At 74.3% G+C, this 21165-nt stretch carries 22 protein-coding genes, 1 pseudogene and 1 riboswitch; all 23 genes and pseudogenes read left to right on the top strand.

Annotated features, from left to right (window positions below):
* Nucleotides 1–235: 235 nt before the first annotated feature.
* The 23 genes and pseudogenes from rpe to ACGFI2_RS16260 all read left to right on the top strand — a co-directional run bounded on the left by rpe (nt 236) and on the right by ACGFI2_RS16260 (nt 21155).
* Nucleotides 236–916 (top strand): ribulose-phosphate 3-epimerase, encoded by a 681-nt coding sequence (gene rpe, locus ACGFI2_RS16370; protein ID WP_393517089.1) that lies wholly within the window; start codon nt 236–238, stop codon nt 914–916.
* Nucleotide 917: 1 nt separating this feature from the next.
* Nucleotides 918–1874 carry a response regulator gene (locus tag ACGFI2_RS16365; protein ID WP_358042869.1) on the top strand — a complete coding sequence of 319 codons (957 nt, stop codon included), beginning with the start codon at nt 918–920 and terminating at the stop codon, nt 1872–1874.
* Between the two features lie 82 nt (nt 1875–1956).
* Nucleotides 1957–2129, top strand: a riboswitch (FMN riboswitch).
* A gap of 168 nt (nt 2130–2297) precedes the next feature.
* Entirely contained in the window at nt 2298–3359 is a 1062-nt protein-coding gene (gene ribD, locus ACGFI2_RS16360) for a bifunctional diaminohydroxyphosphoribosylaminopyrimidine deaminase/5-amino-6-(5-phosphoribosylamino)uracil reductase RibD (protein WP_393517086.1), read from the top strand.
* 2 nt (nt 3360–3361) lie between these two features.
* On the top strand, nt 3362–3958 hold the full coding sequence (locus ACGFI2_RS16355; protein ID WP_393517083.1) for a riboflavin synthase: 597 nt from the start codon (nt 3362–3364) through the stop codon (nt 3956–3958).
* The gene (gene pnuC / locus ACGFI2_RS16350; protein ID WP_393517080.1) at nt 3955–4653 is read left to right on the top strand and encodes a nicotinamide riboside transporter PnuC; all 699 of its coding nucleotides are present in this window, start codon (nt 3955–3957) and stop codon (nt 4651–4653) included. Before ACGFI2_RS16355 ends, pnuC begins: the two co-directional genes overlap by 4 nt.
* Entirely contained in the window at nt 4650–5915 is a 1266-nt protein-coding gene (locus tag ACGFI2_RS16345; protein WP_393517077.1) for a bifunctional 3,4-dihydroxy-2-butanone-4-phosphate synthase/GTP cyclohydrolase II, read from the top strand. The genes pnuC and ACGFI2_RS16345 overlap by 4 nt, the downstream gene beginning before the upstream one ends.
* A 4-nt stretch (nt 5916–5919) precedes the next feature.
* Nucleotides 5920–6417 carry a 6,7-dimethyl-8-ribityllumazine synthase gene (gene ribH, locus ACGFI2_RS16340; RefSeq protein ID WP_393517074.1) on the top strand — a complete coding sequence of 166 codons (498 nt, stop codon included), beginning with the start codon at nt 5920–5922 and terminating at the stop codon, nt 6415–6417.
* A gap of 113 nt (nt 6418–6530) precedes the next feature.
* The gene (locus ACGFI2_RS16335) at nt 6531–6812 is read left to right on the top strand and encodes a phosphoribosyl-ATP diphosphatase (RefSeq protein WP_197494977.1); all 282 of its coding nucleotides are present in this window, start codon (nt 6531–6533) and stop codon (nt 6810–6812) included.
* A gap of 43 nt (nt 6813–6855) precedes the next feature.
* Complete coding sequence (hisG, locus tag ACGFI2_RS16330; RefSeq protein ID WP_393517072.1) at nt 6856–7701, top strand: ATP phosphoribosyltransferase; 846 nt, start codon at nt 6856–6858, stop codon at nt 7699–7701.
* Nucleotides 7698–8660: a DMT family transporter gene (locus tag ACGFI2_RS16325; protein WP_393517069.1), complete on the top strand. Its 963-nt coding sequence runs from the start codon at nt 7698–7700 to the stop codon at nt 8658–8660. The genes hisG and ACGFI2_RS16325 overlap by 4 nt, the downstream gene beginning before the upstream one ends.
* The gene (locus ACGFI2_RS16320; protein ID WP_393517066.1) at nt 8657–9130 is read left to right on the top strand and encodes a PH domain-containing protein; all 474 of its coding nucleotides are present in this window, start codon (nt 8657–8659) and stop codon (nt 9128–9130) included. Before ACGFI2_RS16325 ends, ACGFI2_RS16320 begins: the two co-directional genes overlap by 4 nt.
* Nucleotides 9131–9454: 324 nt before the next feature.
* Nucleotides 9455–10108 carry a translation initiation factor IF-3 gene (gene infC, locus ACGFI2_RS16315; RefSeq protein ID WP_393517063.1) on the top strand — a complete coding sequence of 218 codons (654 nt, stop codon included), beginning with the start codon at nt 9455–9457 and terminating at the stop codon, nt 10106–10108.
* 18 nt (nt 10109–10126) lie between these two features.
* Nucleotides 10127–10321, top strand: coding sequence for a 50S ribosomal protein L35 (gene rpmI / locus ACGFI2_RS16310; protein WP_393517060.1), 195 nt, complete (start codon nt 10127–10129; stop codon nt 10319–10321).
* A 32-nt stretch (nt 10322–10353) separates the two neighbouring features.
* Nucleotides 10354–10746, top strand: a complete 393-nt coding sequence (gene rplT / locus ACGFI2_RS16305; RefSeq protein WP_393517057.1) for a 50S ribosomal protein L20 — start codon at nt 10354–10356, stop codon at nt 10744–10746.
* Nucleotides 10747–10777: 31 nt separating this feature from the next.
* Nucleotides 10778–11677, top strand: a complete 900-nt coding sequence (locus tag ACGFI2_RS16300) for a TrmH family RNA methyltransferase (RefSeq protein WP_393517054.1) — start codon at nt 10778–10780, stop codon at nt 11675–11677.
* 174 nt (nt 11678–11851) lie between these two features.
* Nucleotides 11852–12913 carry a phenylalanine--tRNA ligase subunit alpha gene (gene pheS, locus ACGFI2_RS16295; protein WP_393517051.1) on the top strand — a complete coding sequence of 354 codons (1062 nt, stop codon included), beginning with the start codon at nt 11852–11854 and terminating at the stop codon, nt 12911–12913.
* A gap of 27 nt (nt 12914–12940) precedes the next feature.
* On the top strand, nt 12941–15490 hold the full coding sequence (gene pheT / locus ACGFI2_RS16290; RefSeq protein ID WP_393517048.1) for a phenylalanine--tRNA ligase subunit beta: 2550 nt from the start codon (nt 12941–12943) through the stop codon (nt 15488–15490).
* 177 nt (nt 15491–15667) lie between these two features.
* The gene (gene argC, locus ACGFI2_RS16285) at nt 15668–16669 is read left to right on the top strand and encodes an N-acetyl-gamma-glutamyl-phosphate reductase (RefSeq protein ID WP_393517045.1); all 1002 of its coding nucleotides are present in this window, start codon (nt 15668–15670) and stop codon (nt 16667–16669) included.
* A pseudogene (locus tag ACGFI2_RS16280) lies at nt 16666–17457 on the top strand (bifunctional ornithine acetyltransferase/N-acetylglutamate synthase); the annotation flags it as partial. The gene argC and the pseudogene ACGFI2_RS16280, both read left to right, overlap by 4 nt.
* A 152-nt stretch (nt 17458–17609) precedes the next feature.
* Nucleotides 17610–18497, top strand: a complete 888-nt coding sequence (argB, locus tag ACGFI2_RS16275; protein WP_393517043.1) for an acetylglutamate kinase — start codon at nt 17610–17612, stop codon at nt 18495–18497.
* Nucleotides 18494–19720 carry an acetylornithine transaminase gene (locus ACGFI2_RS16270; RefSeq protein WP_393517040.1) on the top strand — a complete coding sequence of 409 codons (1227 nt, stop codon included), beginning with the start codon at nt 18494–18496 and terminating at the stop codon, nt 19718–19720. The genes argB and ACGFI2_RS16270 overlap by 4 nt, the downstream gene beginning before the upstream one ends.
* Complete coding sequence (argF, locus tag ACGFI2_RS16265) at nt 19717–20643, top strand: ornithine carbamoyltransferase (RefSeq protein WP_393517037.1); 927 nt, start codon at nt 19717–19719, stop codon at nt 20641–20643. Before ACGFI2_RS16270 ends, argF begins: the two co-directional genes overlap by 4 nt.
* Nucleotides 20640–21155, top strand: a complete 516-nt coding sequence (locus ACGFI2_RS16260) for an arginine repressor (protein ID WP_393517034.1) — start codon at nt 20640–20642, stop codon at nt 21153–21155. Before argF ends, ACGFI2_RS16260 begins: the two co-directional genes overlap by 4 nt.
* Nucleotides 21156–21165 lie beyond the last annotated feature (10 nt).

The following is a 21165-nucleotide window of genomic DNA, read 5'->3' as shown; positions in this document are numbered from 1 at the left end:
GGCGGCCGGTCGCCGCGGGCCCGTGCGGCGTCTCCCGCCGGGCGTGCAGCATATGCGACCGTCCCTGTAGGAGTTTCGTCATCTTTCAGTCGATCGGCCAGTGGCAGACGACTATTCGTGTCGATTTCCTGTCCGGTCGGGCCGATGCTGCACCCGAGGTGACGGAAGAGTCACCGCCTGTGCCCCGTGGTGCCGTGCCGCAGCCGGGGGGCGACCGCGTTCGTACACTGACCCCGTGACCGTACCGCCGCCCGTCGTCGCGCCCAGCATCCTGGCCGCCGATTTCGCCCACCTCGCCGACGAGGTCCGCGCCGTGGAGTCCGCCGCCGACTGGCTGCACGTGGACGTCATGGACAACCACTTCGTACCCAACCTGACCATCGGCCTGCCGGTGGTGCAGAGCCTGCTGGCGGCCACCGAGCTGCCCTTCGACGTGCACCTGATGATCACCGATCCGCGCCGCTGGGCCCCGGGCTACGCCGACGCGGGGGCGTACAACGTCACGTTCCACGCCGAGGCGTGCGACGACCCGGTGGCACTGGCCAAGGACCTGCGCTCCGCCGGGGCGAAGGCGGGGCTGGCGATCGACCGGGACACCCCGATCGAGCCCTACCTGGAGCTGCTGCCCAGCTTCGACACGCTGCTGATCATGACGATCAAGGCCGGCTTCGGCGGCCAGCGGTTCCTGCCGTCGCTGCTGGACAAGGTGCGCGCGGCCCGCCGGCACGTGGACAGCGGTCACCTGGAGCTGCGCATCGAGGTCGACGGCGGCATCGCCGCCGACACCATCGAGCAGGCCGCCGCCGCCGGCGCCGACGCGTTCGTCGCCGGCACCGCGGTCTACGGCGCCGACGACCCGGCCGAGGCGGTACGCCGCCTGCGCGGTCTGGCGGAACGTGCGATGACCGGGGCCTGAGATGGATCCGGCCGGCGACCGACCCGACGTCATCCTGGTCGTCGACGACGACGAGGACATCGCCCGCTTCGTCGAGTTCAACCTGCGCCTGCACGGCTTCGAGGTGCTGCACGCCGCCGACGGCCAGGAGGCGTTGGAGGTGATCGAGCGGCAGCGGCCCGACCTGGCCGTGGTCGACCTGATGATGCCCCGGGTCGACGGCCTGGAGCTGACCCGCCGGCTGCGCGCCGACCCGATGACCTCGGCGCTGCCGGTGATCATGCTGACCGCCAAGGGCATGACCTCCGACAAGGTCAACGGCCTCAGCGCGGGCGCCGACGACTACCTGGTCAAGCCGTTCGACACCGCCGAGCTGGTCGCCCGGGTCAGCTCCACGCTGCGCCGCAACAAGGAGTTCCGGGAGGTCTCCCCGCTGACCGGCCTGCCCGGCAACAGCCGCATCCGGCGGGAGATCACCGACCGGGTGCGCAGCGGCGTCGACTACGCCGTCGGCTACGTCGACATCGACCGGTTCAAGAGCGTCAACGACCGGTACGGCTTCGTCCGCGGGGACGAGTTCATCTCGGCGTTGGCCCGCAGCCTGCACCGGGCGGTGGTGTCGATCGGGCTGCCGCCGGCCTTCCTCGGCCACGTCGGCGGCGACGACTTCGTCATCGTCTGCGCGCCGACCCAGGTCCGGCCGCTGACCAGCCGCGCGGTGGTCGACTTCGAGAAGGCCGCCGACGCGCTCTACGACGCCACCGACCGGGAACGCGGTTTCGTCGAGCTGAAGGACCGGCGGGGCAACATCCGCCGGGCCGCGCTGGTCACCCTCTCCATCGGGGTGTCGCTGTCCGACAGCGGCAAGCGGTTCACCGATCCGCTGGAGGCCATCGCCGTGGCGTCCGAGATGAAGACGGTGGCCAAGAGCCAACCCGGGTCGTACGTGGCGGTCGACCGCCGCCGCGGCGTCACCTGATCCGGGGGTCCTCGGCTGTGAGGTAGCTCGCCTCTGTGGCGCGCGTCGCGGCGGAACGTGTAAGACTTCCGGGGTACCCACCACGCGCTGGCGGGGCTCGGTGAAATTCCGAACCGGCGGTGATCCACGGTCCGACCGTGGTAAGCCCGCGACCCGGACGGCTTCGGCCGGACGGTGGACCTGGTGAGAATCCGGGGCCGACGGTTGGGGTGCGGCTCGTCCGCCCCCAGAAAGTCCGGATGGGAGACAGCGCGCGGAACGGGGGAGGCCCCTGCCGGCCGCTGAGCACCCTCAGCCGCCGCGTGGGCTCCCGGGGCCGGCCATGCCGTTCCCGGGTTCTCCGCCGCCGCGTGTCCGCGGCCACCGTGCCGCTGCTCCCCACCCCGCCCGCGCGTGTCCGGCGAGCGGGAGGGCAGGGCAGTCATGGCGAGCGTCTCCGTCGACGAGGCGATGCGTCGCGCCGTCGAGCTGGCCGCCCGCGGCCTCGGCGCCACCAGCCCCAACCCGGTCGTCGGCTGCCTGCTGCTCGACACCGACGGCGAGGTCGTCGGCGAGGGCTTCCACGCGTACGCCGGCGGGCCGCACGCGGAGATCGTCGCGCTGGCACAGGCCGGCACGCGCGCCCGCGGCGGCACCGCGGTGGTCACGCTCGAGCCCTGCGACCACACCGGCCGCACCGGCCCCTGCAGCCACGCGCTCATCGCCGCCGGCGTGGCCCGGGTGGTGATCGCCGTGCCCGACCCCAATCCGGTGGCCTCCGGCGGCGCGGCCACGCTGCGCGCCGCCGGGGTCCAGGTCACCCTCGGGGTACGCGGCGAGGAGGCCGAGGCCGGCAACATCGCCTGGCTCACCTCGATGCGCCGGGGCTGGCCCTACCTGATCTGGAAGTACGCGGCCACGCTCGACGGGCGCTCCGCCGCCGCCGACGGCACCAGCATGTGGATCACCTCCGAGGCGGCCCGGACGGACGTGCACGCGCTGCGCGGCACCGTCGACGCGGTGCTCGCCGGGGTGGGCACCGTGCTCGCCGACGACCCCCGGCTCACCGCCCGCAACCTGCGCGACGGCACGCTCGCCATCCGGCAGCCGCTGCGCGTGGTGGTGGACAGCTCGGGGCGTACCCCGGTCGACGCCCGGGTCCGCGACGGCGCCGCGCGCACCTGGGTGGCCACCGCCGCGGAGGTCGGCGCCGGCCCGGACGGCCGGGTCGACCTGGCGGCGCTCCTGGCCGAGCTGCACCACCGCGGCGTGCGGGCCGCGCTGCTGGAGGGCGGCCCCACGCTGGCCGGCGCGTTCCTCGCCGCCGGCCTGGTCGACAAGATCGTCGGCTACGTCGCGCCGAAGCTGCTCGGCGCCGGCCCCACCGTGCTGCGGGACGCGGGCGTGACGACCATCGCCGACGCCGTCGACCTGGAGATCACCGACGTTACGCCTGTCGGTCCCGACCTGCGGATCACCGCGCTGCCCCGGAAGAGGGAGGCCTGAACATGTTCACCGGCATCGTCGAGGAGCTGGGCGAGATCGTCCGGAGCACCGAGACCGGCGACGACTCGGCGCTGGTCGCCATCCGCGGCCCGCTGGTCACCTCGGACGCCCGGCACGGCGACTCGATCGCGGTCAACGGGGTCTGCCTGACCGTGGTCGACGTCGACGGGGGCGTCTTCACCGCCGACGTGATGGGCGAGACGCTGCGCCGCACCGCGCTCGGGGCGCTGCGCCCCGGCGACCCGGTCAACCTGGAGCGGGCGGCGGCGCTGAACAGCCGGCTCGGCGGGCACCTGGTGCAGGGGCACGTGGACGGCGTCGGCGAGGTCGTCGCCCGGGAGCCGGCCGCGCAGTGGGAGACGGTCCGGTTCCGGCTCCCGGCCGAGCTGTCCCGCTACGTGGTGGAGAAGGGCTCGATCACCGTCGACGGCGTGTCGCTGACCGTCGCCGAGGTGGGCGACGACTGGTTCACGGTCGGGCTGATCCCCACCACCCTCAAGCTCACCGTGCTCGGCGACAAGCAGGTCGGCGATCCGGTCAACCTCGAGGTGGACGTGCTGGCCAAGTACGTCGAGCGGCTGATGGGTGGTGCCCGGTGACCGGCCCGCTCGGCTGGCTGCTCGACGCCCAGCTGCACGTCGCCGGCTCGCCGGTGCTGGTCCGGGAGATCGTCGGCAACGTCTTCGGGCTGGCCTCGGCGCTGCTCGGGCTGCGCCGGGTGGTCTGGGCCTGGCCGGTCGGCATGATCGGCAACGGGCTGCTGTTCACCGTGTTCCTCGGCGGCGTCTTCGCCACCCCGCAGGCGCACGACCTCTACGGCCAGGCCGGCCGGCAGGTCTTCTTCTTCGCGGTGAGCGTCTACGGCTGGTGGCGCTGGTCGCGCAACCGCCGCTCCGGCGGGGGCGCGGAGCCGGCCGTGGTGCCGCGCTGGGCCACCGGCCGGGAACGGCTCGGCCTGCTCGTCGCCGCGGCCGTGGGCACCGCCGCCGCGTATCCGGCGCTTGCCGCGCTGGGCTCGTGGGGGCCGCTGCCGGACGCCTGGATCCTGGTCGGCAGCCTGCTCGCCACCTACGGCATGGCCCGCGGCTGGGTGGAGTTCTGGCTGGTCTGGATCGCCGTCGACGCGGTCGGCGTGCCGCTGCTGCTGCGCGGCGGCTTCTACCCGTCGGCCGCCATGTACCTGGTCTACGGCGCGTTCTGCGCGGCCGGCTTCCACAGCTGGTGGCGCACCTCGCGGGCGGTGCGGGCGGCGGGCCCGCCGATCCCGGCGACGTACTCGGAGGTCGTGGCATGACCATCTTCGGTTCGATCGAACAGGCGGTGGCGGACATCGCCGCCGGCCGGCCCGTGGTCGTGGTCGACGACGCGGACCGGGAGAACGAGGGCGACCTGATCTTCGCGGCCGAGCTGGCCACCCCGGAGCTGGTGGCGTTCATGGTCCGGCACACCTCCGGCTACATCTGCGTGCCGTTGACCGAGGCCGAGTGCGACCGGCTCGACCTGCCGCCGATGCACCACACCAACCAGGACCGGCGTGGCACCGCGTACACGGTGACCGTGGACGCCCGCGAGGGGGTGAGCACCGGCATCTCGGCCGCCGACCGGTCGCACACCATCCGGCTGCTCGCCGACGCCGGCACCGACCCCACCGACCTGGCCCGTCCGGGCCACGTGGTGCCGCTGCGCGCCCGCGCGGGCGGGGTGCTGCGCCGCCCCGGGCACACCGAGGCGGCGGTGGACCTGACCCGGCTGGCCGGGCTGCGCCCGGCCGGCGTGCTCTGCGAGCTGGTCAACGACGACGGCACCATGATGCGCCTGCCGGACCTGGAGAAGTTCTGCGCCGAGCACGGCCTCACGCTTGTCACCATCGCCGACCTGATCGCGCACCGGCGGCGCACCGAGAAGCAGGTCGAGCTGGCCGCCGAGGCGCGGATGCCCACGCCGTACGGCGTGTTCCGGGCGTACGGCTACCGCGCCGCGCACGACCCGGCCGAGCACGTCGCGCTGGTCATCGGTGACGTCGGCGACGGGCGGGACGTGCTGGTCCGGGTGCACTCCGAGTGCCTCACCGGGGACGTCTTCGGCTCGCTGCGCTGCGACTGCGGGCCGCAGTTGCAGGCATCGCTGGCCCGGATCGCCCAGGAGGGGCGTGGGGTGGTGCTCTACGTGCGCGGGCACGAGGGCCGCGGCATCGGCCTGCTGCACAAGCTGCAGGCGTACCAGTTGCAGGACCAGGGGCGCGACACCGTGGACGCGAACCTCGACCTGGGGTTGCCGGCCGACGCGCGCGACTACGGCACCGGCGCGCAGATCCTGTACGACCTGGGCGTCCGCTCGATGCGGCTGCTGACCAACAACCCGGCCAAGCGGGCCGGCCTGGAGGGGTACGGCCTCGCCGTGACCGGCCGGGAAGGGCTGCCCGTGCGGTCCAACCCGGAGAACGTGCGCTACCTGCGCACCAAACGGGACCGGATGGGCCACCTCCTGGACGGGCTGGACGAGGCGACCGAGGCGCCGATGGGGCGTCCGGTCGCCGGTGACGAGATCGGAGCGTAGGACGATGGCGGGTTTCGGGGAGCCGGGCGCGCCCGCGGTGGACGCCGCCGGGCTGACCGTCGGCGTGGTGGCCGCGCGCTGGCACGGCGAGTTGACCGACCACATGGCCGACCGCGCGGTGGACGCCGCGCGGGCGTGCGGGGCGCGGGCCGTGGTGGCCCGGGTGGCCGGCTCGGTGGAGCTGCCGGTGGTGGCCCAGGCGATGGCGCGCCGCGTCGACGTGGTGGTCGCGCTCGGCGTCGTGGTGCGCGGCGCGACCGCGCACTTCGACTACGTCTGCCAGTCGGTCACCGAGGGGCTGACCCGGGTGGCGCTGGACGAGGGCAAGCCGGTGGCGCACGGTGTGCTCACCGTGGACACCATCGAGCAGGCGCGGGACCGGGCCGGGCTGCCCGGCTCGGCCGAGGACAAGGGCTGGGCGGCCACCGTGGCGGCGCTGGAGGCCGCGCTGGCGATCCGCGGCCTGGACGCCGCCAACGCCCACCGCGTCGGCTTCGCCTGACTCTGGTGACCGAGATCGGGTACGCGGAGCTGCCCGGGCTACGGATGGCGTACCGGAGCTGGGGACCGGCCGACGGCCGGGGTGGACCCGGCGGGCGCGGTGGACCGGGGTAGCTGGAAGAATCGCCTTCCGTGAAGACGTTCGAGGAGTTGTTCGCCGAGCTGCAGGCCAAGGCCGCCGCCGGCACCCCGGGCTCGGGCACGGTCGACGCGCTCGCCAAGGGCGTGCACTTCATCGGCAAGAAGGTCGTCGAGGAGGCGGCCGAGTCGTGGATGGCGGCCGAGCACGAGGGCCCGGAACGGGCCGCGGAGGAGATCTCCCAGCTGCTCTACCAGGCGCAGGTGCTGATGCTGGCCACCGGTCTCGAGCTGAAGGACGTCTACCGACATCTGTGAGTGCCCGTCCGCTGATCATCCGATCGAACGAAGGAGCACTCCCATGCTGCGCGTCGCCGTACCCAACAAGGGCGCCCTGGCCGAGAAGGCCGCCCAGATGCTGCGCGAGGCGGGCTACCGCCAGCGCACCGACCCGAAGGACCTGGTCTGCCGGGACGAGCCCAACGACATCGAGTTCTTCTACCTGCGCCCCAAGGACATCGCCACCTACGTCGGCTCCGGCGACCTGGACGTCGGAATCACCGGTCGGGACCTGCTGATCGACTCCGGCGCGCCGGCCGAGGAGGTGGTGGACCTCGCCTTCGGCCGGGCCACCTTCCGGTTCGCCGCCCGCCCGCAGGACGTGGACGACGTACGGGAGCTGGGCGGGCACCGGATCGCCACCGCGTACCCGGGTCTGGTCGAGCGGCACCTCGCCGAGCTGGACGTCAAGGCCGAGGTGATCCGGCTCGACGGCGCGGTCGAGAACGCCATCCGCCTCGGCGTGGCCGACGTGGTCGCCGACGTGGTGGAGACCGGCGTCACGCTGCGCCAGGCCGGGCTGGTGGTCTTCGGCGAGCCGCTGTTGCGCTCCTCGGCGGTGCTGGTCCGCCGGGTCGGCGCCGCCGGCGGCGCCCAGCAGGAGCAGTTGCAGCGCCGCTTGCACGGCGTGCTGGTCGCCCGCCGCTACGTGATGCTCGCCTACGACGTGCCGGCCGGGCTGCTCGACCGGGCCAGCTCGCTCACTCCGGGCATCGAGTCGCCGACGGTCTCGCCGCTGCACCGTGAGGGCTGGGTCGCGGTGCAGGCCATGGTGCTCCGCGACGACGTGCACCGGATCATGGACGAGCTCTACGAGCTGGGCGCCCGGGCGATCCTGGTCACCAACATCCACGCCTGTCGGCTGTGAGGCCGCTGCCGCTCCCGGCCGCGCTGGCCGTCGTCGTCCTGGGCGGTGTGGCCTCGGCCGCCCAGGGCGTGGTCAACGCCGAGCTGGGGGAGCGGACCGGCGACCCGGTGCTCGGGGCGGTGGTCAACAACCTCGGCGGCTGCCTGATCGTGCTGGTCGGGCTGGCCGTGGTCCCGTCGATGCGGGCCGGGCTGGCCGGGCTGCGCCGCGCCGGCCTGCCCTGGTGGTCCTACCTGGGCGGGCTCGGCGGCGCGGTGATCGTGCTGACCGCGCCGGTGGTGGTGCCGGCGCTCGGGGTGGCGGTGTTCACGATCGCCCAGGTGGCCGGCGGCAGCCTCGGCGGCCTGGCCGTCGACCGGGCCGGGCTGGCCGCCGCCGGGCGGATGCCGTTCACCGCGCCCCGGGTGGCCGGGGCGGCGCTCGGCGTCGGCGCGGTGGCCCTCGCGCAGGTCGGCCGGCCGGTCGGCGACCTGGCGGTCGGTTTGGTGCTGCTCTCGGTCGTCGGCGGGCTGGCGGTGTCGTTGCAGTCCGCGCTCAACGGCCGGGTCGCGGCCGGGATCGGGCCGGCCGCCGGCCTCGCGGTGAACTTCGTGGTCAGCACGGCGGTGATCGGCGCGGTGGCGGTGCTGGTCGGCGCGCTCGCCGACCAGCCGCGCTGGCCGACACAGTGGTGGCTCTACGTCGGTGGCGTGTTCGGCGTCGGCATCGTGCTCGCCCTGCTGGTCGGCGTACGCGCCGCCGGGGTGCTGCGGACCGGCCTGGCGCTGGTGGCCGGGCAGCTCGGCGGCGCGTTGCTGCTGGACCTGGCGCTGCCCGGCGGACCCGGCGTCCGCCTCCCGGTGCTGGCCGGCGCGGTGCTCACGCTGCTGGCGGTGCTGGTGGCCGGCGTCCGGCGGCGGACGCCGGCCCGTGTGGCGGTCGAGGGTGAGCGCGAGCCGGATGGCAGACTGGTCGGGTGAGCGATTCCGTGGTGACCGTGCGGCCCCGCCGCGTCCGGGTGGTCTGCTGGGCGGCGGCGATCACGCTGGTGGTGGTCTTCAGCCTCGTCGCGACCTCGCTGACCGGCGCCACCGGCGACGGCTACGGCTCGTTCCAACGCGGCGACCAGTTCGCCATGGTCGGGTTGGGCGTCTTCGGCGCGCTCGGGTTCCTGCTGTTCACCCGCCCCCGGGTGGTCGCCGACGCCCGGGGCGTGCGGGTGCGCAACGTGATCGGCTCGTACGAGCTGCCCTGGGAGGTGATCCGCGGGGTCCGGTTCGACCGCGGCGCCCCGTGGGCCAGCCTGGAGCTGCACGACGACGACCTGCTGCCGATGGTGGCGCTGCAGGCGGCCGACAAGGAGAGCGCGGTCGAGGCGGTCCGCGCGCTGCGCCGCCTGCACCAGGCGCACCTGGCCGCGCTCGCCGCCGGCCCCCCGGCGCCCCGCTGACCTGCGGGCCCGGTTTGGGCGGGCCTGGGCCGAGGGTGTAGTGTTGCGGAGTCGACCAGACTGCCCCCGTCCCTGACGAGCGGGCGGTCGAGAAGCGGAGCGCCCGCTCCCACCCGAGTCGCCGTCCAGGCGTCCGGGTCCGGTCCCCGGTTTCGGGCACGTCCCGATCCCGGATGCGCGATCCTGTGATCGTGCTGACCGGTCGAGTGGGCCCTGGCATACGCCGGGGCCTTCTGCTTTCCGGGTCGGCTCCCGCCCGGGAGCCCGCGGAGTCGGCACGTAGAAGACTCGACTCGAGGAGGCCCCATCAGCGTCGAACCACGCGTGAACGAGCAGATCCGGGCACGTGAGGTCCGACTGGTCGGTCCTGAGGGTGAGCAGGTGGGCATCGTCCCGCTGGAGCGCGCCCTGCAGCTGGCCGCGGACGTCGACCTGGACCTGGTCGAGGTTGCGCCGATGGCGCGCCCGCCGGTGTGCAAGCTCATGGACTTCGGCAAGTTCAAGTACGAGAGCGCACTCAAGGCGCGCGAAGCGCGGCGTAACCAGCAGCAGACCGTCATCAAGGAGATGAAGCTCCGGCCGAAGATCGACCCGCACGACTACGAGACCAAGAAGGGTCACGTGGTGCGGTTCCTCAAGGCGGGCGACAAGGTCAAGGTGACGATCATGTTCCGCGGTCGCGAGCAGAGCCGCCCGGAGCTGGGTTACCGGCTCCTGCGCCGGCTCGAGTCCGAGATCACGGACCTGGGATACGTCGAGGCCGCGCCGAAGCAGGACGGTCGAAACATGATCATGGTTCTCGCTCCGCACCGGGCCGTCAAGGCCTCCGCGGTCGCCGCCACGGCGTCCCGCGGTGGTCCTCGGGACCGCGCCGCGGAGGAGGAGTCCGGAGCCCCGGCAGGTGGCGAGGCCCCGGTGGCCGCCGAGACCGCAGCAGCCGGTGAGACCGGCCCGACCGCTGACACCAGCGGCCAGTAACAGGGAGAGACGTTCCACATGCCGAAGATGAAGAGCCACACGGGTATGGGCAAGCGGGTCAAGGTGACCGGCAAGGGCAAGATCGTTGCCCAGCAGGCCGGTCTTCGCCACAACCTGGAGAAGAAGCCCAGCACCCAGACCCGGCGGCTGACCGGCACGGTCGAGCTGGCCAAGGCCGACACCAAGCGCATCAAGAAGATGCTCGGCCGCTGACGCGAGCCACCTGAACCGAAGAAGGAGTTGAGATGGCACGCGTCAAGCGGGCTGTGAACGCCCAGAAGAAGCGTCGTACCCTGCTGGAGACCGCGAGCGGCTACCGCGGTCAGCGCTCCCGGCTCTACCGCAAGGCCAAGGAGCAGGTGCTGCACTCGATGCAGTACGCCTACCGGGACCGTCGCGACCGCAAGGGCGACTTCCGGCAGCTCTGGATCCAGCGGATCAACGCCGGGGCCCGGGCCAACGGCATGACCTACAACCGGCTGATCCAGGGCCTGCGCCTGGCCGGCATCGAGGTCGACCGCAAGATCCTGGCCGACCTGGCCGTCAACGACGCCCCCGCGTTCGCGGCGATCGTCGAGCTGGCCCGCGCCGCCGTGGCGGCCGAGGGCACCGGTGGCGCCGCGGCCCAGGCCGCCTGACCCACCCGTACGGCAGATCGAGGCGTCTCCCATGCAGTCACCGTCGCAGGGGAGGCGCCTCGACGCCGTCTCCGGCCCGTTCACCCCGCGTACCCCGAGGGTCGCGGCGGCCCGCCGGCTGCACCGCCGGCGCGACCGGGAGCAGGCCGGCCGGTTCCTGGCCGAGGGGCCGCAGGCCGTCCGCGAGGCGCTCGCCCGCGGCGGCTCGGTGGTCGAGCTGTTCGGCACGCCGGCCGCGCTGGACCGGTACGCGGACCTCGCCGCGACCGCCGCCCGGGCCGACGTGCCGGTCTCCGAGGTCACCGACGACGCCCTGGCGGCGCTCGCCGAGACCGTGGCGCCGCAGGGCCTGGTGGCGGTCTGCCGACACCTCGACGTACCCCTGGGCGAGGCCCTGGCGCGCGGGCCGCGCCTGGTCGCGGTGCTCGCCGGGATCCGTGACCCGGGCAACGCCGGGACCGTGCTGCGCACCGCCGACGCGGCCGGCGCGGGCGCGGTGGTCTTCGCCGGCGAGGCCGTCGACCCCTACAACGGCAAGTGCGTGCGCGCCTCCGCCGGCAGCCTGTTCCACGTCGACGTGGTCCGCGCCGACGACCCGGTCCGGGTGGTCGAGGCGCTGCGGGCCGCCGGGCTGTCGGTGCTCGCCACCACCGGGTACGGCGACAGCGACCTGGACGACCTCGCCGACGCCGGCCGGCTCGCCGCCCCCACCGCCTGGCTGTTCGGGTCGGAGGCGCACGGCCTGCCGGACGAGTTGACCGCCGTCGCCGACGCCCGGGTCCGGGTGCCGCTGCACGGGCGCGCCGAGAGCCTGAACCTGGCTGCGGCGGCGGCCGTCTGCCTGTATTCTTCGGCCAGAGCACTGCGCCGGCCGACAGCCGCGGGTAGGACGACGGCCGCGCCACACACAGCAGGGGAGTCCGCCTCGTGATGAACGCGCCACGGCGTTCGTTTAGCCAGCCCGCCGGTGTCGGCGGGCGGCAGGCCTGACCCTTCCTCCCTGCACGACTCCCACCGGCGGGCTGCGGCGAAGCCGCGCGTCCGTAGACTCGCCTGGCCGCCCTGCGGAAGGGTCGGCGCCGCCGTGAGGGAGTGCCCGTTCACCATGAGCTACCGCAACGATCCGTACGACCCGAAGCAGGTCGCCCTGCTCGACCCGGACGCCCTGGCCGCGGCCGTGGCCGACGCCGAGAAGGCGTTCGCCGCCGCCGCCGACCCGGACGCGCTGACCGCGCTGCGCCCGGCGCACCTGGGGGACCGGTCCCCGGTGTCGCTGGCCCGCCGGGAGATCGGCGCGCTGCCGCCGGCCGCGAAGTCCGACGCCGGCAAGCGGGTCAACGAGGCCCGCCGCGCCGTCGAGTCCGCGTATGCCGCCCGGCAGGAGATCCTTGACCGCGAGCAGGCCGAGCGGGTGCTGGTGGAGGAGCGGGTCGATGTGACCCTGCCCCACGACCGCCGGCCGCGCGGTGCCCGCCACCCGCTGACCGTGCTGATGGAGCAGATCAGCGACCTGTTCATCGGCATGGGCTACGAGGTGGCCGAGGGCCCCGAGGTCGAGCTGGAGTGGACCAACTTCGACGCGCTGAACATCCCGGCCGACCACCCGGCGCGAGGGCTGATGGACACGTTCCACATCGCCCCCCAGGGCTCCGGTCTCGTGCTGCGTACGCACACGTCGCCGGTGCAGGCGCGCACCATGCTCAGCCGCAGGCCCCCGATCTACGTGGTGGTGCCCGGCCGGGTCTACCGCACCGACGAGCTGGACGCCACCCACGCGCCGGTCTTCCACCAGGTCGAGGGTCTGGTGGTGGACAAGGGCATCACCATGGCGCACCTGCGCGGCACGCTCGACCACTTCGCCCGGGCCATGTTCGGCGAGGGCGCGAAGACGCGCTGGCGGCCGCACTACTTCCCGTTCACCGAGCCGTCGGCGGAGTTCGACGTCTGGTTCCCGGAGCACCGGGACGGGCCGCAGTGGGTCGAGTGGGGCGGCTGCGGCATGGTCAACCCGCGGGTGCTGCGCGCCTGCGGCATCGACCCGGAGGTCTACTCCGGATTTGCTTTCGGCATGGGCATCGACCGGACCGTGATGGTCCGGCACGGGGTCAGCGACATGCGGGACATGGCCGAGGGCGACGTGCGGTTCACCCGCGCGTTCGGCGCCTGAGCTACGGGAAACGGCGGTAGAACAGTCATGCGAGTTTCTGTCAGTTGGTTGCGGGAGTACGTGGATCTCCCCGCCGACCTGCCCACCGGCGACCTGGAGCAGGCGCTGGTCGACCTCGGCATCGAGGTCGAGTCGATCGTGGACCTGCGGGAGACCGTCACCGGTCCGCTGGTCGTGGGCGAGGTCCTGGAGATCGAGGAGCTGACCGGTTTCAAGAAGCCGATCCGCTTCTGCCGGGTGGACGTGGGCGCCGCGAACGGCACCGGCGAGCCACAGGAGATCGTCTGCGGTGCGCGCAACTTCGCCCCGGGCGACAAGGTCGTGGTGATCCTGCCGGGCGGCGTGCTGCCGGGCAACTTCGCCATCGGCGCGCGCAAGACGTACGGGCGCAACTCCCACGGCATGATCTGCTCGGCGCAGGAGCTTGGCCTGGGCGACGACCACTCGGGCATCATCGTGCTGCCCGAGGACGTCAAGGCCCAGCCGGGCGACGACGCGCGGTCGATCGTCGGCCTGGACGACGTGGTGGTCGAAATGGAGATCACCCCGGACCGCGGGTACGCGCTCAGCGTCCGCGGCATCGCCCGCGAGCTGTCGCACGCGCTCGGCGTGCCGTTCCGCGACCCGGCGGACGCGCCGGCCACCGCCGGGACCGCCGAGCCGGCGTACCCGGTCCAGGTGCGTGACACGGTCGGCTGCGACCGGTTCGCCGCCCGGATGGTGCGCGGCGTCGACCCGACCGCGGAGACGCCCGGCTGGATGCGGCAGCGGCTCACCGTGGCCGGCGTCCGCAGCATCTCGCTGCCGGTCGACATCACCAACTACCTGATGCTCGAACTCGGCCAGCCGATGCACGCCTTCGACGCCGACCGGATCGCCGGGCCGCTGGTGGTGCGCCGCGCCGAGCCGGGGGAGAAGCTGACCACCCTGGACGGGGTGAGCCGTAGCCTCGTCGCCGAGGACATGGTGATCTGCGACGAGACCGGGCCGATCTCGCTGGCCGCGGTGATGGGCGGCGAGACCAGCGAGGTGCTCGCCACCACCAGGAACGTGCTGTTCGAGGCGGCGCACTGGGACCCGGCCATGGTCGGCCGCACGGCCCGGCGGCACAAGCTGTTCAGCGAGGCCGCGAAGCGCTGGGAGCGGGGCGTCGACCCGACGCTGCCGCTGGTCGCGCTGGAGAAGGCGGTCCGGCTGCTCACCGAGCTGGCCGGCGGCACCGCCGGGGCCGAGGTGCTCGACCTCGACCACGTCCGCCCGGCCCCGCCGGTCACGCTGCCGGTGGACCTGCCGTCGCGCCGGATCGGCGTGTCGTATTCGCCCGATCGGGTGGTGGAGCTGCTGGAGCAGGTCGGGTGCGCGGTGGCCCGGGGCGTCGACCGGCTCGGCGAGGACCCGGGCGCCGCCGGGGTGGCCGCCGGCGGCGCCGGCGAGGTGCTGACCGTGACGCCACCGAGCTGGCGGCCCGACCTGACCGACCCGGCCGACCTGGTGGAGGAGGTGGTCCGCCTCGACGGGTACGACCGGGTGCCGTCGGTGCTGCCCACCGCGCGCCCCGGCCGGGGCCTCACCGCACCGCAGCAGCGCCGCCGCGCGGTGGCCCGCTCGCTCGCCGAGCGCGGCTGGGTCGAGGTGCTCGCGCAGCCGTTCGTCGCGCCGGAGCTGGCCGACCAGCTCGGCCTGTCGGCCGACGACCCGCGCCGGGCGGCGGTGCGGGTGGCCAACCCGCTGTCCGAGGAGGAGCCGCTGCTGCGCACCACGCTGCTCGGCCCGCTGCTCGGCATCGTCAGGCGCAACGTCGGCCGGGGTCAGCGGGATGTGGCGATCTACGAGATCGGCGCGGTCTTCCATCCGCGTCCGGGCGCCGGCGCCCCGCCGGCGATGGGCGTGGACCGTCGTCCCACCGACGAGGAGTTCGCCGCCGCCGACGCGGTGGTGCCGGCGCAGCCGCGGCACGTCGCGGTGGCGGTGTGCGGGGAGATCGAGCCGGCCGGCTGGTGGGGCGCGGGTCGGACGGCCGGCTGGGCGGACGCGGTCGAGGCGGGCCGGGCGGTGCTCGACGCCGCCGGCATCCCCGCCGACCGGGTCACCGTCCGGGCCGGTGAGCGCGCGCCCTGGCACCCGGGCCGCTGCGCCGAGCTGCTGGTCGACGACGCTGTCGTCGGTCACGCCGGCGAGCTGCACCCGGCCGTGGTGGCCGCGCTGGAGCTGCCCCGCCGCACCAGCGTCATGGAGCTGGACCTGGATGCGCTGCCGGCCGCGCCGCTGGTGAGCGGCCCGGTCATCGCCACGTTCCCGCCGGCGCTGATCGACGTGGCGCTCGTCGTCGACGAGGCGGTGCCGGCGGCCGACGTGCAGCGGGCCCTGGTCGAGGGCGCCGGCGCGCTGCTGGAGGACGTCCGGCTCTTCGACGTCTACGCCTCCGAGCAGCTCGGCGCGGGTCGGAAGTCGCTGGCGTACAAGCTGACGTTCCGGGCCCCGGACCGGACGCTGGCCGGCGAGGAGGCGGTGGCCGCGCGGGATGCGGCGGTGGCGCTCGCCGCCCAGCGTTTCGGCGCCACCCTCCGCGGCGTCTGAGGTGTAAGGAGGGGCCCCCGCTTAACGCATCCGGTAGAGGCGGGGGCCCTCTCAACGCTCGTCGACCGTCCGCGTGAGTGGGTTCACGAGAATTCATTCCTATGCAGTGCGCTGCATGACCTTGCAGTGATGCCTGAGTCCCGGTAGCCTTCTCTGCATAGTCATGCGGAGGTGGGTATGGGTATCCGAACAGCTGTCGCCGGGGCGAGTGGGTACGCCGGGGGCGAACTGCTGCGCCTGCTCGCCGGCCACCCCGAGTTCGACCTCGTGGCCGCCACCGCGCACAGCCAGGCCGGCCAGCCCGTCGCCGCCGTACACCCGCAGCTCGCCGGCCTGGACCTGCTGCTCGGGGCGACCGAGCCGGCGGCCCTGGCCGACGCGGACCTGGTCTTCCTGGCGCTGCCGCACGGTCAGTCGGCGGCGCTCGCCGCGGCCCTGCCCGACGCGGTCGCGGTGGTCGACCTCGGCGCCGACCACCGGCTGCGCGACGCGGACGCCTGGGCCCGCTACTACGGCGGCGCGCACGCCGGCGCCTGGACCTACGGGCTGCCCGAGCTGCCCGGCGCGCGGAGCGGGATCGCGGCCGCCCGGCGGGTGGCCAGCACCGGCTGCTACGCGGTGGCGACCACGCTGGCGCTGGCCCCGCTGATCGCCGCCGGCGCGGTACGCCCCGACGACGTGGTGGTGGTCGCCGCCTCCGGCACCTCCGGCGCCGGCCGGGCCGCCAAAGCCCACCTGCTGGGCAGCGAGGTGATGGGCGACCTGTCCCCCTACAAGGTGGGCGCGCACCAGCACGTGCCGGAGATCAAGCAGGCCACCGGCGCGACCGGCCTCTCGTTCACGCCGGTGCTCGCCCCCATGCCGCGGGGGATCCTCGCCACCGTCACCGCGGTGCCGACCGGCGACGCCGACCCGCGGGCGGTGCTGGCTGCCGCCTACGCCGACGAGCCCTTCGTGCGCCTGCTGCCCGAGGGGGCGTGGCCGCACACCGCCGCGACCGCCGGCTCGAACTCCTGTCACCTCCAGGCGACCGTGGACGTCGACTCGGGGCGGGTGATCGTGGTCGGCGCCCTCGACAACCTGGGCAAGGGCGCGGCCGGTCAGGCCGTGCAGAACGCCAACCTGATGATGGGTCTCCCCGAGACCACCGGGCTCTCCGTCTTCGGGGTGGCTCCGTGAGCGTCACCACCCCCCGCGGCTTCCGCGCCGCCGGTGTCGCCGCCGGCCTCAAGACCTCGGGCGCCGCCGACGTCGCGCTCGTGGTCAACGACGGCCCGGACGCCGGCGTCGCCGCTGTCTTCACCGCCAACCGGGTGAAGGCCGCCCCGGTGCTCTGGACCCAGCAGGTCGTCCACGGCGGCGTGGTTCGCGCCGTGGTGCTCAACTCCGGCGGCGCGAACGCCTGCACCGGCCCGGCCGGCTTCCAGGACACCCACGCCACCGCCGAGCACACCGCCGCCGCGCTCACCGCCGGCAGCGCCCGGCTGATCGTCGGCGCCGGCGAGGTCGCGGTCTGCTCGACCGGCGTGGTCGGCGAGCGCCTGCCGATGCCGAAGCTGCTGCCGGGCGTGCGCGACGCGGTGCGCCGGCTGTCCCGTGACGGCGGGCTGCCGGCCGCCGAGGCGATCATGACCACCGACACCCGGCCGAAGAGCACGGTGGCGCGGGGCAGCGGCTGGACGGTCGGCGGGATGGCCCAGGGCGCCGGCATGCCGGCGCCGGCCATGGCCACCATGCTCTGCGTGCTCACCACCGACGCGGTGGCCGGCCCGGACGCGTTGGACGACGCCCTGCGGGCCGCCACCCGGGTCACCTTCGACCGGGTCGACTCCGACGGCTGCAGGTCCACCAACGACACCGTGCTGCTGCTGGCCAGCGGCGCCTCCGGCATCGAGCCGACCGGCGCGGAGCTGACCGCCGCGGTCACCGCCGCGTGCCACGACCTGGCCCGGCAGCTCCTCGCCGACACCGTCCACGAGAACTCGGCCTCCTCGACGTGAGCGCGAGGAACGCGGCGAAGCGGGGCCCCGCAGTCGCGAACGAAAGGCCCGCTCGACGTGAGCGCGAGGAACGCAGCGGAGCGGAGTCCCGCAGTCGCGAACGAAAGGCCCGCTCGAGCATGAATCTCACCGCTGATCTCAGCCACGCCCAGGCCAAGGCCGCCACGCTGATCGAGGCGCTGCCCTGGCTGGCCCGCTTCGCCGGCGCCACCGTGGTCGTCAAGTACGGCGGCAACGCGATGGCCGACCCCGAGCTGCGGCGGGCCTTCGCCGCGGACATGGTCTTCCTCCGGTACGCCGGCCTCAAGCCGGTCGTGGTGCACGGCGGCGGCCCGCAGATCTCCGCCATGCTCGGCCGGCTCGGCATCGCCAGCGAGTTCCGCGGCGGCCTGCGGGTCACCACCCCGGAAGCCATGGACGTGGTCCGGATGGTCCTCGTGGGGCAGGTCGGCCGGGAACTGGTCGGCCTGGTCAACGCGCACGGCCCGTTCGCGGTGGGGCTCTCCGGCGAGGACGCCGGGCTGTTCACCGCGGTGCGCCGCCCGGCGTACGTGGACGGGGAGCCGGTCGACGTGGGGCAGGTCGGTGACGTGGAGTCGGTGAACTCCTCGGCGGTCACCGACCTGATCGCGGCCGGCCGGATCCCGGTCGTCTCCACGGTCGCGCCGGACGCCGACGGGGTGCTGCACAACCTCAACGCGGACACCGCCGCCGCCGCGCTCGCGGTCGCGCTGGACGCCCGCAAGCTGGTGGTGCTCACCGACGTGCCCGGCCTCTACGCCGACTGGCCGGACACGTCCAGCCTGGTCAGCGAGATCACCGCGGACGACCTGGCGAAGCTGCTGCCGTCGCTGGAGTCGGGCATGATCCCGAAGATGGAGGCCTGCCTGCGGGCGGTGCGCGGGGGAGTGCCCGCCGCGCACATCGTCGACGGGCGGGTCGCCCACTCCACGTTGCTCGAGGTCTTCACCTCGGAAGGGTTCGGAACGATGGTGACCGGTTCATGAGCACGTTGGTGCGGCGCTGGAGCGCCGCCATGATGGACAACTACGGCACGCCGCCGCTGGCGCTCGTCGCCGGCGCCGGCGCCGTCGTGGTCGACGAGGCCGGCCGGGAGTACGTCGACCTGCTCGGCGGCATCGCGGTCAACGCGCTCGGGCACGCCCACCCGGCCGTGGTGGCGGCCGTGTCGAAGCAGGTCGCCACGCTCGGGCACGTGTCGAACCTGTTCGTCGCCGAGCCGCCGGTCGCCCTGGCCGAACTGCTGCTGGCCCTGGCCGGCCGGCCGGGCCGGGTCTTCTTCGCCAACTCCGGCGCGGAGGCCAACGAGGCCGCGTTCAAGCTCTCCCGGCTCACCGGGCGTCGCCACGTGGTGGCCACCCGGGGCGGCTTCCACGGCCGGACCATGGGCGCGCTGGCGCTCACCGGCCAGCCCGCCAAGGCCGACCCGTTCCGCCCGCTGCCCGGCGACGTCACCCACGTGCCCTACGGCGACGCGGACGCGCTGGCCGACGCGGTCACCGACGCCACCGCCATGGTGATCGTCGAGCCGGTCCAGGGTGAGAACGGCGTGGTCGTCCCGCCGCCCGGCTACCTCGCCGCGGCCCGGCGGATCACCGCCGCGCACGGCGCCCTGCTGGTGCTCGACGAGGTGCAGACCGGGGTCGGGCGGACCGGGCACTGGTTCGCCCACCAGGCCGAGGGGGTCGAGCCGGACGTGGTCACCCTGGCCAAGGGGCTCGGCGGCGGCCTGCCGCTCGGCGCCTGCCTGGCCTTCGGCCCGGCCGCCGACCTGCTCACCCCCGGCTCGCACGGCACCACCTTCGGCGGCAACCCGGTCAGTTGCGCCGCCGCGCTCGCGGTGATCGCCACGATCGCGAACGAGGGGCTGCTCGACCACGTCAAGCGGGTCGGCGAACGGCTGCGGCGCGGCGTGGAGGCGCTCGGGCACCCGCTGGTGCGCGAGGTGCGCGGCGCCGGCCTGCTGCTCGGCATCGCGCTGGACCGGCCGGTGGCCGGCGTGGTGACGAACGCGCTGCGGGAGGCGGGCTTCCTGGTCAACCCGGTGCAGGCCGACGTGGTCCGGCTCGCCCCGCCGCTGATCCTCACCCCGGCGCAGGTCGACGCGTTCCTCGCCGCGCTGCCCGCCGCCCTCGACAGCGCGCCCGCCGATGCCGCCGCGCCCGCCGCCGCGCCCACCCCCGCGACCCGCACGGAGGCCCCCGCATGATCCGCCACTTCCTGCGCGACGACGACCTCACCCCCGCCGAGCAGGCCGCCGTGCTCGACCTCGCCGCCCGGATGAAGGCCGACCGGTACGCGCACACGCCGCTCGCCGGGCCGAGGTCGGTGGCGGTGCTGTTCGACAAGCAGAGCCTGCGCACCCGGATCTCGTTCGACGCCGGCATCGCCGAGCTGGGCGGCCACCCCCTCGTGGTGGACACCCAGGTGACCCACTTCGGCCGCGGGGAGTCCCTCGGCGACGCCGGGCGGGTGCTGTCCCGCTACGTGGCCGCGATCGTGCTGCGCACCCACGGCGACGACCGGATCGCCGAGGTGGCCGAGCACGCCACCGTGCCGGTGGTCAACGCGCTCACCGACACCTACCACCCCTGCCAGCTGCTGGCCGACTTGCTCACCGTGCGGGAGCGGTTCGGCGCCACCGCCGGGCGGATCCTCACGTACGTCGGCGACGCGGCGAACAACATGGCGCACTCGTACCTGCTGGCCGGCGCGACCGCCGGGATGCACGTCCGGATCGCCGGCCCGACCGGCTTCGGACCGGATCCGGCGATCGTGGCCCGGGCGGCGAAGATCGCCGCTGGCACCGGCGGCTCGGTCGACGTGCTCACCGACCCGGCCGACGCGGTACGCGGGGCGCACGTGGTCGCCACCGACACCTGGACGTCGATGGGGCAGGAGGACGACGGGCTGGACCGGATCACCCCGTTCCGGCCCTACCAGGTCAGCGACGCACTGCTGGCGCACGCCGCGGCCGACGTGATCGTGCTGCACTGCCTGCCCGCCCACCGGGGCGAGGAGATCACCGGCGAGGTGCTCGACGGCCCGCGCAGCGCCGTGTTCGACCAGGCGGAGAATCGCCTGCACGCCCAGAAGGCGTTGCTGACATTTCTCCTGGAGGCCTCCTCATGACCGCCCCGCTGACCCGCGCCGCGCGGCACGCCCGCATCGTCGAGCTGATCCGCGACACCGCCATCCACTCGCAGACCGAGCTGGCCGACCTGCTCGCCGGCGACGGCATCCAGGTCACCCAGGCCACCCTCTCGCGTGACCTCAAGGAGTTGGGGGCGGTGACCGCGCGCGGCGGCGACGGGCGTGGCGTCTACCTGATCCCCGAGGACGGCCACCGGCCGCTGCGCGACGCCGAGGGGGCGCCCGCCCGGCTGGTCCGGCTGCTGCACGAGCTGCTCAACGGCGTCGACTCCAGCGGCAACATCGCCGTGCTGCGCACCCCGCCGGGCGCGGCGCACTACCTGGCCAGCGCGTTGGACCGGGCCGGCCTGTCCGAGATCGTCGGCACCATCGCCGGCGACGACACCATCCTCGTCGTCGCCCGCGAGGCCGACGGCGGCGCCGCGTTGGGTGACCGGCTCGCCGGGTGGGCCCGCCGGGGAGAGCACGTCGAAGGGAACACCACACCATGAGCGATCGGGT

Source organism: Micromonospora sp. NPDC049282 (genome assembly GCF_043197045.1).
Lineage (GTDB): Bacteria > Actinomycetota > Actinomycetes > Mycobacteriales > Micromonosporaceae > Micromonospora.
This window is presented reverse-complemented; position numbering and strand designations above follow the sequence as displayed.

What these genes read in the sequence shown, in the direction of transcription:
- ACGFI2_RS16365 (WP_358042869.1), top strand. Translation starts at nt 918, where the DNA reads ATGGATCCGGCCGGCGACCGACCCGACGTCATCCTGGTCGTCGACGAC.
- ribD (WP_393517086.1), top strand. Translation starts at nt 2,298, where the DNA reads ATGGCGAGCGTCTCCGTCGACGAGGCGATGCGTCGCGCCGTCGAGCTG.
- ACGFI2_RS16355 (WP_393517083.1), top strand. Translation starts at nt 3,362, where the DNA reads ATGTTCACCGGCATCGTCGAGGAGCTGGGCGAGATCGTCCGGAGCACC.
- ACGFI2_RS16345 (WP_393517077.1), top strand. Translation starts at nt 4,650, where the DNA reads ATGACCATCTTCGGTTCGATCGAACAGGCGGTGGCGGACATCGCCGCC.
- ribH (WP_393517074.1), top strand. Translation starts at nt 5,920, where the DNA reads ATGGCGGGTTTCGGGGAGCCGGGCGCGCCCGCGGTGGACGCCGCCGGG.
- hisG (WP_393517072.1), top strand. Translation starts at nt 6,856, where the DNA reads ATGCTGCGCGTCGCCGTACCCAACAAGGGCGCCCTGGCCGAGAAGGCC.
- rpmI (WP_393517060.1), top strand. Translation starts at nt 10,127, where the DNA reads ATGCCGAAGATGAAGAGCCACACGGGTATGGGCAAGCGGGTCAAGGTG.
- rplT (WP_393517057.1), top strand. Translation starts at nt 10,354, where the DNA reads ATGGCACGCGTCAAGCGGGCTGTGAACGCCCAGAAGAAGCGTCGTACC.
- ACGFI2_RS16300 (WP_393517054.1), top strand. Translation starts at nt 10,778, where the DNA reads ATGCAGTCACCGTCGCAGGGGAGGCGCCTCGACGCCGTCTCCGGCCCG.
- pheS (WP_393517051.1), top strand. Translation starts at nt 11,852, where the DNA reads ATGAGCTACCGCAACGATCCGTACGACCCGAAGCAGGTCGCCCTGCTC.
- pheT (WP_393517048.1), top strand. Translation starts at nt 12,941, where the DNA reads ATGCGAGTTTCTGTCAGTTGGTTGCGGGAGTACGTGGATCTCCCCGCC.
- argC (WP_393517045.1), top strand. Translation starts at nt 15,668, where the DNA reads ATGGGTATCCGAACAGCTGTCGCCGGGGCGAGTGGGTACGCCGGGGGC.
- argB (WP_393517043.1), top strand. Translation starts at nt 17,610, where the DNA reads ATGAATCTCACCGCTGATCTCAGCCACGCCCAGGCCAAGGCCGCCACG.
- ACGFI2_RS16270 (WP_393517040.1), top strand. Translation starts at nt 18,494, where the DNA reads ATGAGCACGTTGGTGCGGCGCTGGAGCGCCGCCATGATGGACAACTAC.
- argF (WP_393517037.1), top strand. Translation starts at nt 19,717, where the DNA reads ATGATCCGCCACTTCCTGCGCGACGACGACCTCACCCCCGCCGAGCAG.
- ACGFI2_RS16260 (WP_393517034.1), top strand. Translation starts at nt 20,640, where the DNA reads ATGACCGCCCCGCTGACCCGCGCCGCGCGGCACGCCCGCATCGTCGAG.